The organism is Streptomyces sp. NRRL S-646 (assembly GCF_000720765.1).
Taxonomy (GTDB): Bacteria; Actinomycetota; Actinomycetes; order Streptomycetales; family Streptomycetaceae; genus Streptomyces.
The window spans coordinates 41965-54109 of the sequence record NZ_JODC01000005.1 but is presented as its reverse complement, the minus strand read 5'-3'; the positions used below and the strand labels follow the sequence as shown (position 1 = coordinate 54109).

At 68.5% G+C, this 12145-nt stretch carries 10 protein-coding genes; 4 read left to right on the top strand and 6 right to left on the bottom strand.

The window, feature by feature from the left end; all coding sequences use genetic code 11:
• Window positions 1-69: 69 nt before the first annotated feature.
• The 6 genes from yjfF to IH68_RS0110060 form a co-directional block, all read right to left on the bottom strand.
• Window positions 70-1092 carry a galactofuranose ABC transporter, permease protein YjfF gene (yjfF, locus tag IH68_RS0110085; RefSeq protein ID WP_030931758.1) on the bottom strand — a complete coding sequence of 341 codons (1023 nt, stop codon included), beginning with the start codon at window positions 1090-1092 and terminating at the stop codon, window positions 70-72.
• Window positions 1092-2201 carry an ABC transporter permease gene (locus IH68_RS0110080; protein WP_030931756.1) on the bottom strand — a complete coding sequence of 370 codons (1110 nt, stop codon included), beginning with the start codon at window positions 2199-2201 and terminating at the stop codon, window positions 1092-1094. Before IH68_RS0110080 ends, yjfF begins: the two co-directional genes overlap by 1 nt.
• Window positions 2198-3736, bottom strand: a complete 1539-nt coding sequence (locus IH68_RS0110075) for a sugar ABC transporter ATP-binding protein (RefSeq protein ID WP_030931754.1) — start codon at window positions 3734-3736, stop codon at window positions 2198-2200. Before IH68_RS0110075 ends, IH68_RS0110080 begins: the two co-directional genes overlap by 4 nt.
• 97 nt (window positions 3737-3833) lie before the next feature.
• Window positions 3834-4841 (bottom strand): ABC transporter substrate-binding protein, encoded by a 1008-nt coding sequence (locus tag IH68_RS0110070; protein ID WP_030931752.1) that lies wholly within the window; start codon window positions 4839-4841, stop codon window positions 3834-3836.
• Window positions 4842-4975: 134 nt separating this feature from the next.
• Complete coding sequence (locus IH68_RS0110065; protein WP_030931750.1) at window positions 4976-6022, bottom strand: LacI family DNA-binding transcriptional regulator; 1047 nt, start codon at window positions 6020-6022, stop codon at window positions 4976-4978.
• Between the two features lie 540 nt (window positions 6023-6562).
• The gene (locus tag IH68_RS0110060) at window positions 6563-7354 is read right to left on the bottom strand and encodes an SCO2400 family protein (protein ID WP_030931748.1); all 792 of its coding nucleotides are present in this window, start codon (window positions 7352-7354) and stop codon (window positions 6563-6565) included.
• Between the two features lie 256 nt (window positions 7355-7610).
• Here IH68_RS0110060 and IH68_RS0110055 point away from each other — a divergent pair, with 256 nt between their 5' ends.
• From IH68_RS0110055 to chvE, 4 genes are all read left to right on the top strand, one after another.
• Window positions 7611-8774, top strand: coding sequence for a mandelate racemase/muconate lactonizing enzyme family protein (locus IH68_RS0110055; protein ID WP_030931746.1), 1164 nt, complete (start codon window positions 7611-7613; stop codon window positions 8772-8774).
• Window positions 8771-9778: an alcohol dehydrogenase catalytic domain-containing protein gene (locus IH68_RS0110050; RefSeq protein ID WP_030931744.1), complete on the top strand. Its 1008-nt coding sequence runs from the start codon at window positions 8771-8773 to the stop codon at window positions 9776-9778. Before IH68_RS0110055 ends, IH68_RS0110050 begins: the two co-directional genes overlap by 4 nt.
• Window positions 9779-9892: 114 nt before the next feature.
• Window positions 9893-10861, top strand: coding sequence for a hypothetical protein (locus tag IH68_RS0110045; protein ID WP_030931742.1), 969 nt, complete (start codon window positions 9893-9895; stop codon window positions 10859-10861).
• A gap of 141 nt (window positions 10862-11002) precedes the next feature.
• A complete protein-coding gene (chvE, locus tag IH68_RS0110040) occupies window positions 11003-12109 on the top strand; it encodes a multiple monosaccharide ABC transporter substrate-binding protein (RefSeq protein ID WP_030931739.1) in 1107 nt (368 codons plus the stop codon).
• Window positions 12110-12145 lie beyond the last annotated feature (36 nt).

Below are 12145 nucleotides of genomic sequence, written 5' to 3'. Positions count from 1 at the left end.
ACGGGATGCGTGCGCCGGACCTCTTCGAACAGGGAGCGTTAGGGGCGGCTCAGCTCCAGCTACGGCTCGTCATGTCTTCTTGCTGACCGTCATGACGCGCTGGACCAGGATGAACGCGCACAGCAGCACACCGGTGGCGATCTTCGTCCACCAGGAGCTGAGCGTGCCCTCGAACTGGATGATGCTCTTGATCAGGCCCAGCACCAGCACTCCGAACAGGGTGCCCACCACATAGCCGGAACCGCCCGTCAGCAGCGTGCCGCCGATGACGACCGCGGCGATCGCGTCCAGCTCCATGCCGGTCGCGTGCAGCGGGTCACCGGACTGGATGTAGAGGGTGAACAGCAGACCGGCGAGCGCCGAGCAGAAGCCGCTCACCGTGTACACGGCGATCTTGGTGCCGCCCTGCGGGAGACCCATCAGCAGGGCCGACTGCTCGTTGCCGCCGATGGCGTACACGCGCCGCCCGAAACGGGTGTAGTGCAGGACGTAGAAGGCCACGGCGAGGACGACCAGCGAGACGACCGCGCCGATCGACAGGAAGCCCATCCCCAGCGACACCTGCGCCTGGGCCATGCTGCTGACCGCGGAGTCACTGATGGAGATCGACTCCTTGCTGATGACCAGGCACAGGCCGCGGAAGAGGAAGAGGCCGGCGAGGGTCACGATGAAGGGCTGGATCTCGAAGTTCTGGATCACATAGCCCATCAGGAAGCCGCCGAACGCGCCCACGGCCAGCGCCATGGGGATCACGAGCACCAGCGGTACTCCCTGGCGCTCCACCAGCCAGGCCGTGAACATGGTCGTGAAGCCGATCATCGAGCCGACGGACAGGTCGATGCCGCCGGACAGGATGACGAAGGTGACACCGACCGCGGCGACCAGCAGATAGCTGTTGTCGATGAACAGGTTCAGGAAGACCTGAGGTTCGGCGAACCCGTAGTACTGATACCGGCCCAGGCCCACCCCGTACATCACGAGGAAGAGCACGGCCGTCGCCGCGACGGGCAGCCGCCGGTCGCCCAGCAGACGCTGGACCTTGGACGGGGTACGGCTGTCCGCGGCCGTGGGGCTCTGGGTGGTCGCGCTCATCACGACACCTCCATCTTCGGAGCGGCGTCGTTGGCCGCGGCAGTGTCCGCCTCGGCCGCAGCCGGCTTGGCGCCGCCCTTCTGGCCGAACCGGGCGCCGAACTTGGCACCGAAGACCTTGGCGCGGAACTTCGGGGACTGGAGCAGGCAGACGACGATGACGACGGCGGCCTTGAAGACCAGGTTGGTCTGGGTCGGAACCCCGATGGTGTAGATCGTGGTCGTCAGGGTCTGGATGACGAGGGCGCCGACCACCGTGCCGCCGATGGAGAACCGGCCGCCCAGCAGCGAGGTGCCACCGATCACCACCGCGAGGATCGCGTCGAGTTCGATCCACAGACCGGCGTTGTTGCCGTCCGCCGCCGAGGTGTTGGAACTGATCATCAGGCCCGCGATGGCGGCGCACAGCGCGCAGAACACGTACACCATGATCTTGATGCGCCGGGACCTGATGCCCACGAGGCGGCTGGCCTCGGCGTTGCCGCCGACCGCCTCGATCAGCAGCCCGAGCGCCGTGCGGCGGGTCAGCGCCACGGTGATGGCGACGACCACGGCCACCACGAAGATGGAGAACGGCAGCGTCAGCCAGTAGCCGCCGCCGATCAGCTTGTACGGGTCGCTGTCGATGGTGATGATCTGGCCGTCGGTGATCAGCTGGGCGACACCGCGTCCGGCGACCATGATGATCAGCGTCGCGATGATCGGCTGGATGCCCATCCTGGCGACCAGGAAGCCGTTCCACAGGCCGCAGACGACCGCGGCCAGCAGGCCCAGGCCCATGGCGAGCAGCACCCCGGACAGGGCGTTCTGGTCGGCCTGGTGGCTGATGTACGAGCAGGCGAGTGCGCCGGTGATGGCGACCACGGCACCGACGGAGAGGTCGATGCCGCCGGTGGCGATGACCACGGTCATGCCGACCGCCACCAGGATGAGGGGCGATCCGAACAGCACGATCGAGACGAGGCTGCCGTAGAGGTGGCCGTCCGTCATCTTGACCGAGAAGAAGTCAGGGGTGAAGGGCACGTTGACGAGCAGCAGGAAGACAAGGACCGCGACCGGCCAGAACAGGTGGTGGTGTGTCAGTGCTCGCCATCGGGAGTTGGTGCTCACTGGTGTTCTCCGCTCGCGATGGTCTCCATGATCCGGCTGCTGGTGATCTCCGGCCCGTTGGCGAGCTGCGCCACCAGCCGGCGGTCGCGCAGCACTCCGATGGTGTGACTGAGCCGGAGTACCTCCTCCAGCTCGGCCGCGATGTACAGCACGGACATGCCCTCCTCGGAGAGCGAGACCACGAGTTTCTGGATCTCCGCCTTGGCGCCGACGTCGATGCCGCGCGTCGGCTCGTCCAGGATCAGCAGCTTCGGCTGGGTGATCAGCCAGCGGGCCAGCAGCACCTTCTGCTGGTTGCCGCCGCTGAGCTGGCCGACCCTGGCCTCGGGGTTGGCGGGCCGGATGTCCAGCGCCTTGATGTACTTGGCGACGAGTTCGTCGCGCTGGGCGACCGGGATGGGCCGCGTCCAGCCGCGGGAGGCCTGCAGGGCCAGGATGATGTTCTCCCGCACCGTCAGATCGGGCACCAGGCCCTCGGTCTTGCGGTTCTCGGAGCAGAAGGCGACACCGGCGCCGATCGCGGCGTTCGGGGCGCTCATCGAGACCTGCTTGCCGCCGATGGTCACCTTGCCGCTGTCCGGCTGGTCTGCGCCGAAGAGCAGCCGGGCGAGTTCGGTCCGGCCCGATCCCAGCAGACCGGCGAGTCCGAGCACCTCGCCCTTCTTGATCTCCAGGTCGAAGGGGTCGATGCCGCCGGTCCGGCCGAGGCCCTCCGCCTTCAGCAGTGTCTCGCCGACGTCGGAGTGCAGCTGCTGGTCGTGCAGTTCCTCCAGCTGGTCCAGTGCCTTGCCGATCATCAGCTGGATCAGCCCGACCTGGTCGAGGTCGGCGACCATGTGCTCGCCGACGAGCGTGCCGTTGCGCAGGACGGTCATCCGGTCGCAGATCTCGTAGATCTGGTCGAGGAAGTGCGAGACGAACAGGATCGCCACGCCCTCGTCCTTGAGCCGCCGCATCAGGCGGAACAGCTCCTGGACCTCGTCACGGTCGAGGCTGGACGTCGGCTCGTCCAGGACCAGCACCTTGGTACCCGATCCCTGGCCGTCGCTGTCGCCGGTGCCCACCGACCGCACGATCGCGACCAGTTGCTGCACGGCCAGCGGGTACGAGGACAGGGGCGCGGTGACGTCGATGTCGAGGCCGAGCCGGTCCACCAGCTCCGCCGCCTCCTTGCGCATCCGCTTCCACTGGATGCGCCCCATGCGGGTGGGCTCACGCCCGATGAAGATGTTCTCCGCCACCGACAGGTTGGGGCAGAGGTTCACCTCCTGGTAGACGGTGCTGATGCCGGCCTGCTGCGCCTGCAGCGGGCTGCCGAACAGCACGGATTTGCCGTCCAGGGTGATCGTGCCGCCGTCCAGGGAGTAGACCCCCGTCAGCACCTTGATCAGGGTGGACTTCCCCGCGCCGTTCTCGCCCATCAGGGCGTGGATCTCGCCGGGGAAGAGCCGGAAGTCGACGTCCGACAGAGCCCGTACCCCCGGGAACTCTTTGACTATGCCCGTCATTTCCAGCACGGGCCGCGGCTCTGCCATGGCAGCGCTCCTTGTGGGATTGGTTCACTCCCGCAGGGAGCCCCGTCGGACCGATGGCTCGGTCGGCCGGAGGCTCCCTGCCGATGGGTGCGGTGGGTCAGTACTTCCGGGTCGGGAGCGCGGCCTTGGCCTGGTCCTGCGTGTAGTCGCCCTCCTTGGTCTTGATCCAGCGCTCGACCTTCTGGCCGTCGTGGACCTTCTTCACGACCTCCATCAGCTGGGGGCCGAGCAGCGGGTTGCACTCGACGATGCCGTTGATCTTGCCCTGGGACATGGCGACGAAGCCGTCGTGGACGCCGTCGACCGAGACGATCAGGATGTCCTTGCCGGGCTTCTTGCCGGCCGCCTCGATCGACTGGATGGCGCCGATGGCCATGTCGTCGTTGTGCGCGAAGAGCACGTTGATGTCCGAGTGGGACTGCAGGAAGGCCGCCATGACCTGCTTGCCGCCGGCGCGGGTGAAGTCACCGCTCTGGCTGGCGACGATCTTCCAGTCGGACTTGTGCTCCGCGTCCATGATCTCCTTGAAGCCCTTGCCGCGCTCGATCGCGGGAGCGGCACCGGTGGTGCCCTCCAGCTGGGCGATCTTCACCGGGCCCTTGAGGCCGGCCTTCGCGAGGACCTTCTCCAGCATCCGGGCGGCGCGACGGCCCTCGTCGGTGAAGTCGGAACCGACCAGCGTGACGTACAGGGAGCTGTCGGAGGTCTCCACCGAGCGGTCGGTGAGGACCACCGGGATCTTCGCGGCCTTGGCCTCCTTGAGCACCGCGTCCCAGCCGGTGACGACCACCGGCGAGAAGGCGATGACGTCCACCTTCTGCGCGATGTAGCTGCGGATCGCGGAGATCTGGTTCTCCTGCTTCTGCTGGGCGTCGGAGAACTTGAGGTTGATGCCCGCCTCCTTGGCCGCGGACTTCACCGAGGTGGTGTTGGCGGCGCGCCAGCCGCTCTCCGCGCCGACCTGGGAGAAGCCGAGCGAGATCGCCTTGCTGCCGCCGCCGGAGCCGGAGCCGGAGCCGCTGTCGTCCTTCTTGGCGCAGGCGGCCAGTCCGCCCGCGGCTGCCACGCCGACCGCCGCGGTCAGGAAGTTCCTTCTGTTGAGCATGTTCTTCTCCTTTGAAGAGCCGGCCCTGGGATGGACCGCTGATACTCGATGGGACCGGCCGTACTACGTCCAGCCTGTCGATCATTGTTCGGTATTTCGACCACACGGAATCGCGTGTGTGGTTGGTCGGTACGTCAGAGAGGTACGCCCTCCGGTTGGACGGCGTGCGGGAAAGTACTGGCTCTGACGACGAGTTGGGGTTCGATGGCGATCCTGCGCGCGGTGGCGAGTGGCCGCCCCTCGATCAGCTCCAGGAGCATCGCGATGCCGCGCTTTCCCACCGTCGAGAAGTCCTGCCGGACGGTGGTGAGGGGAGGAGCGAAGAACTCCGACTCCGGGATGTCGTCGAAGCCCACCACCGCCACGTCCTGGGGAGTCCGAACCCCGGCCTCCCGCAGCGCCCGCAACACCCCCAGCGCCATCTGGTCGTTGGCGACGAAGACGGCGGTCAGCCCCCGGCCCACCCAGCCGGCCAGTTCCTGGCCGGCGCGGTAACCCGACAGCGGACTCCAGTCCCCGCGCAGCAGCATGGGCGCCTCCACCCCCGCCGCTTCGAGGGTCGCCCGCCAGCCGGCCGCCCGGTCGGCCGCCTCCTGCCAGTCCTCGGGCCCGGCGAGGTGCCAGACGTTACGGTGTCCGGCGGCCAGCAGGTGACCGGTGGCCAGCCGGGCTCCTAGATGCTGGTCCACGCTGACGCTGGGAATCTCCACGCCCGGCCCGCTGCCCACAACCACCACCGGGAAGGGACAGCGCAGTTCGGCCAGTGCGGCCACCGCGGAACGCTGCGGGGCGATCGCGACCACTCCTTCCACCCCGCCCTCACTGAGGTGGTCCAGGGCCTCGGAGAGCGTCTCCATGGTCAGCTTGCGCAAAGTGACCGTCGAGACGAGATATCCCTCGGCCCGCGCGGCCTCCTCCAGCGCGAACAAGGTGCTGGCCGGTCCGTAGAGGGTGGTGTCGGAGGCCACCACCCCCAGGGTCCGGGTGCGCCGGGTCGCCAGGGCCCGTGCGGAGGAGTTGCGGCGGTAGCCCGTTTCCTCGATCACACGCAGCACCCTGGCCCGTGTCTGGTCCCGCACGTTGGGGTGGTTTCCCAGCACGCGGGACACCGTCTGATGGGACACGCCTGCCAGGCGTGCCACGTCGGCCATGGTGGGTGGCCGAAGCTGCGCGTGGGTCACGGCCGCACCTCCTTGGCGCTCGTCTGCCGGCAATGCCTGCGTTGTGGGCGGACGGTCCCGCCCCGGCGGCTTCACACAGATCTCCGGGAAGGCCCAACAGCACTGGCGGGATCAACTGGTCGGGACACTACGGGCACGACGCTCATATCTCCCACGCTGATGTTGGACACTGACCGGTGAATGCGGAGGTCATTGTGAGCGCTAACAAATCGTGGCGGTCAAGAGGGCTGCAGGCGGAAGGCCGTCACGGTTGAATAACGCGACCGAGAACGACCCGGCCGAGCGGCTGCTCAGACAGTGCCACAACCGCCGTCACATCAGCCGAAGTTGACACCGGACCCCGCAGAGTCACGCGCACCGCAACAGGAAACCCGCGCACGCCTCCGACAGCGATGAAAACGGCCGCAGGGACGGATCCGAGGTCGCCGGAGCGGCGGTCGGGGACGAGCCCGAGACGGGCGGGGAGAGCCCGGTCGAGCGTCACTCAGGCTGTGCCTCAACCGCCGTCACATCAGGGGAGGTTGACGGCGACCGGCAGCGTCACGTGCACCACCACAGGAAGCGTGTGCACGTCTGCGACGGTGACGGCCGCGGGGAGGGGTTGGAGGTCGTCGGATCCGAGGTCGGGGTCGAACCCGAGGCGGGCGGGGGCGTCGAGCCGGAGGAGCCGGGGGCGGCTGCCGACCGGGTCGGCTTGCCGGGGGTCGGGGACGCGTCGTCCTTGCCGTCGGCGGACTTGGAGGCCGACGGCGAGGCGGAGGCGTCCGGGGAGGCCGAGGACTTGGCGCCGGGGGCGTCCGTCCCGTCGCCCAGGGGCTCTGCGGACTCGCTCGGCTCCGCCGTCGAGCGGTCGACCTCGGACGACTCGCCTCCGGCCGCGGAGGGGTCCGGGGACGAGGAGAACACCGGTGCGTCCATGCCGAGTTCGGCCAGGCTAAGACCACCCGCCGCCAGGACGAAACCCGCGGCGACGAGCAGCGTGCGCTTGCGGCGCCGGCGGTGGAGCGCGGCCTTGCGGTCGCGACGGCTCGCGTCCGTCGCACCGTCCGTGCCACCGGGACCCCGCCGGCCACCCCGGCCCCGCTCGCGTCGGCGCGCGGCGCGACCGTACGGCTCGTCGCTCTCGCCGTCGTGACCGTCGTCGTCAGGGTGGGTGGCATGGTCGTCGTCGTGAGTCACCGGGGCATCATGATCGACGTGAGCGAGGGCGTCGTCGTACGGCTCCGGCTCGTAGGCATCCCGGTACGCGCGCAACTGCTCGACGCGTGTCCCGCACCCCGGACAGGCGAGGGCGCCGTTGAGGTGCCGTTGGCACGGGTGGCAGTAGTCCATGACGCGGGAAGATTAAGTTCCCGGATGGTCACGTTCCTAGGCGCGGCTGTGAAGGTTGTGTGGGAAACCAGCCATATCGACACGATCGCCGGAGTGAACTGGCACACACCGGGGAGTGGCCACCTGGGCAAGAGGCGTCGAAACTGGCGAAACCGTTAATCGTCCTACCCATTGACACCCCGCTCACACCATCCTTACTGTCTGCCCAGCATATCGAACATGAGCCGAAATCTCGAACAGCCGAAGGGTAACTTCCGTGCGCATCACCGGAATCAGCACGCACGTGGTCGGTACGCCGTGGCGCAACCTGACCTACGTCCTGGTGCACACCGACGAAGGCATCACGGGTGTCGGCGAGACCCGCATGCTGGGCCACACCGACGCGCTGATCGGATACCTGAGGGAGGCCGAGCAGAACCACATTCTCGGCTCCGACCCGTTCGCCGTCGAGGACCTGACGCGCCGCATGAAGTACGGCGACTACGGCCGCGCCGGCGAGATCGTGATGTCCGGCATCGCCGTCGTCGAGATGGCCTGCTGGGACATCAAGGGCAAGGCCCTCGGGGTACCGGTGTGGCAGCTGCTCGGCGGCAAGGTCACCGACAAGGTCAAGGCCTACGCCAACGGGTGGTACACCACCGAGCGGACGCCCGAGGCGTACCACAAGGCCGCTCAGGCCGTCATGGAGCGCGGTTACAAGGCGCTGAAGATCGACCCCTTCGGCACGGGGCACTTCGAGCTCGACCATGCGCAGACCCTGTACGCGGTCTCGCTGATCGAGGCCGTCCGGGACGCCATCGGCCCCGACGCCGAGCTCATGCTGGAGATGCACGGCCGCTTCTCCCCCGCCACCGCCATCCGGCTGGCCAAGGAGCTCGCGCCCTTCAAGCCCGCCTGGCTGGAGGAGCCGGTTCCGCCGGAGAACCTCAAGGCGCTGGAGAAGGTCGCCGCGAAGGTGGACATGCCGGTGGCCACGGGTGAGCGCATCCACGACCGGATCGAGTTCCGGGAGCTGTTCGAGAGCCAGGCCGTCGACATCATCCAGCCGGACGTCGGCCACATCGGCGGCATCTGGGAGACGCGCAAGCTCGCCGCGACCGCCGAGACCCACTACATGCTGGTCGCCCCGCACAACGTGGGTGGGCCGGTGCTCACCGCCGCCTCGCTCCAGGTCGGCTTCACCGCCCCGAACTTCAAGATCCTCGAGCACTTCAACGACTTCGCGGACGCCGAGATCAAGAAGGTGGTCAAGGGCGCGCCGCAGGTGAACCCGGAGGACGGCTGCTTCCACCTCTCCGACGCGCCCGGCCTGGGCGTGGAGCTGGACGTGGACGCCGCTGCCGAGTTCCCCCAGCAGCGGGCGCACTTCGACCTGTGGGCCGAGGGCTGGGAGAAGCGGAACCCGAAGGACGGCCAGTGAGCTCCGCCGCCGTCGTCGTCGACGCCCCGGGCACGTTCCACCTGGCCGAGCACACACCCCGCGACCCCGGTCCGGGCGAGGCGCTGGTGCGGGTGCACGCGAGCGGGATCTGCGGCAGCGACCGGGAGGTGTTCCAGGGCAACCGGCCCGAGGGGTACGTGCGCTACCCGCTCACGCCCGGCCACGAGTGGTCCGGAACGGTGGAGCGGGTCGGCGCCGGGGTCACCGAGGCGCTGGTCGGCCGCAAGGTCGTCGGCGAAGGCTTCCGGAACTGCCAGGTGTGCGACCGCTGCCACGCGGGTGAGACCACGCTGTGCAGCGCCGGGTACGAGGAGACCGGATTCACCCAGCCGGGCGCGATGGCACCCACGCTGACCCTCCCGGCGAGGCTGCTGCACGCGCTGCCCGACGACGCCGACCTGACGGCGGCGGCCCTGCTGGAGCCGGCCGCCTGTATCGCGGCCGCCGCTCTCAAGGCGAACGCGCAGCCGGGCGAGAAGGTCGCCGTGGTCGGCACCGGCACTCTCGGGATGTTCGCGGTGCAGTTCCTCAAGGCCGTCTCGCCGGTGGAGCTGCTGGTCGTCGGCACTCGCCGGGACCGCGAGGCGCTGTCGCGGCAGTACGGCGCGACCGACTTCCGTACGAAGGACGAGCCGCTCCCGGACGACTTCGACGTCGTCATCGAGACCGCCGGGTCCGCCGACGCCGCGCGGACCTCCGCCGCTCTGCTGCGGCGTGGCGGGCGCCTGGTCCTCACCGGGATCCCGGCGCCGGGTGCGAACGGGCTCGACCCCACGGATCTCGTCGTACGGCAGCTGGAGGTGCACTCCGTCTTCGGGGCGCCGCCGGACGCGTGGGCGCACACCGTGCGGGTGTTCGGGGCCGGGTTGCTCGACCCGCTGCCGCTGGTCACGCACGAGCTGCCGCTCGCCGAGTTCCCGCAGGCCATCGAGCTCGTCGGGTCCGGTGATCCGAAGGTCGGCAAGGTCCTCCTTCGCCCCTAGCCGTACGCCGGTGCGGGGGCGAACCTGACGGCTCCCGCACCGGCGTACACCCAAACCCCGCACGACTTGAGCCGCGAACTTCGTCCGAAATCTCGAACACCCTAAGGACACCTTGTGACCGACGCTTCCGCCCCGGCAGCCCGTCGACCCGGTGAGCAGGCGCTCGCCGCCCTCGGCCTGGGCTCGCCCGACCTCTCCCCCGCCGACGCCTCGCCCCACACCTTCCCGGGCGGCGGCCGCTGGCGCACCGAGATTCCCTCGTGCGAGGGTCCCGAAGCGCTGGCCGTCGTCCTGAAGGAGGCCTCGCGGCTCGATGTGCCGATCCACCGGATCAGCCAGGGCAGCGGCATTTGGATGCTGACCGATGCCGAGATCACCGAGATGGTCGAGGCGACCGCCGAACGCGACATCGAACTCTGCCTGTTCACCGGCCCGCGCGGCACCTGGGACATCGGCGGTTCCACGCGCACCGACTCGCGGGGGGCCGGACTGCGCGCCCGCGGGCACGACGCCGTCGCCGGGTGCGTCGAAGATGCCGTCCGCGCGACGGAGCTGGGCGTCAAGTGCCTCCTGGTCGCCGACGAGGGCGTGCTGTGGACGCTGCACCGCGCACGCGTCGCCGGCATCATCCCGGCCGACACGACCCTGAAGGTCTCGGCGCTGATCGGTCCGGTCAACCCGGCCGCGTACGCGGTGTACGAGAACCTGGGCGGCGACTCCATCAACGTGCCCAGCGACCTGACGCTGGATCACCTCACCGAGATCCGGCGGGTCTCCGCCGCCCCCATGGACATGTACATCGAGGCCCCCGACGACCTGGGGGGATATGTCCGGATGTACGAGGTCGCCGAGCTGATCCGGCGCGGCGCACCGCTGTATCTGAAGTTCGGGCTCTCCAAGGCCCCCGGCATCTACCCGTACGGCAACCACATGCGGGACCTGACGCTCGCCACCGCCAAGGAACGCGTCCGGCGCGGCCGGCTGGCCCTCGATCTGCTCGCACGGCACGGAGCCGACGACGACATGGCGCCCCTCGGATCACGGCTGCCCGGCACGCTCAAGCGGTTCGACACGTCCGCATAACGTTCGAACAACGCCCCCTTCACAAAAGAAGACGGGCTCAAACAGAATCCCACACGCCCCTCGGTCTCATCCGCACCCGCCGTCCAAGCGTCCTTGCACAGCCAGACCGAGCCTGCCCCACACACATCAAGGATGATGATCATGCGCACTCGCAGAGCCGCACTCGCCGCCGTCGCCGGAGCCGCCTCCCTCGCCCTGACCCTGTCCGCCTGCGGCCAGAGCAGCGAGGGCGGCAGCAAGGAGGACAAGGGCAGCGCCAAGGGGGGCACCATCGGTATCGCGATGCCCACCAAGTCCTCCGAGCGCTGGATCGCCGACGGCAAGAACGTCGTCAAGGACCTGCAGGCCAAGGGCTACAAGACCAAGCTGGTCTACGGCGAGGACGACCCCGACCAGCAGGTCTCGCAGATCGAGAACCTGATCACGCAGGGCGTCAAGGGCCTGATCGTGGCGGCCATCGACAACAAGTCGCTGAACAACGTGCTGCAGCAGGCCGCGGACGCCAAGATCCCGGTGATCGCCTACGACCGCCTGATCCTGGGCACGAAGAACGTGGACTACTACGCGTCCTTCGACAACGAGAAGGTCGGTCAGCTGCAGGCCGGCTACATCGTCCAGAAGCTGGGCCTGGACAAGGGCAAGGGCCCGTTCAACATCGAGCTGTTCGCCGGCTCCAACGACGACAACAACACCAGGTACTTCTTCAACGGTGCGATGAGCGTGCTGCAGCCGTACATCGACAAGAAGAAGCTCGTCGTCAAGTCCGGCCAGACCAAGCTCACCCAGGTCACCACCCTGCGCTGGGACGGCGCCACGGCGCAGAAGCGCATGGAGGACGTCCTCACCTCCACGTACGGGAACGCCAAGGTCGACGCGGTCCTGTCGCCGTACGACGGCATCTCCATCGGCATCCTCGCCGCCCTGAAGTCGGACGGCTACGGCTCCAAGAGCAAGCCGCTGCCGGTCATCACCGGCCAGGACGCCGAGCTCGCCTCGGTGAAGTCGATCATCGCGGGCCAGCAGACGCAGACCGTCTACAAGGACACCCGCAAGCTCGCCGACGTCGCCGCGGGCATGGTCGACGACCTTCTCAACGGAAAGAAGCCGCAGGTCAACGACACCAAGACGTACGACAACGGCACCAAGGTCGTCCCGGCCATGCTGCTGCAGCCGGTGAGCGTCGACAAGACCAACTACACGAAGGAACTGGTCGACACCGGCTACTACACGGCGGGCGAGCTGAAGTAGTCCCCCTGTCTGTGGAGTCGGCCACGCGGCGGAGCC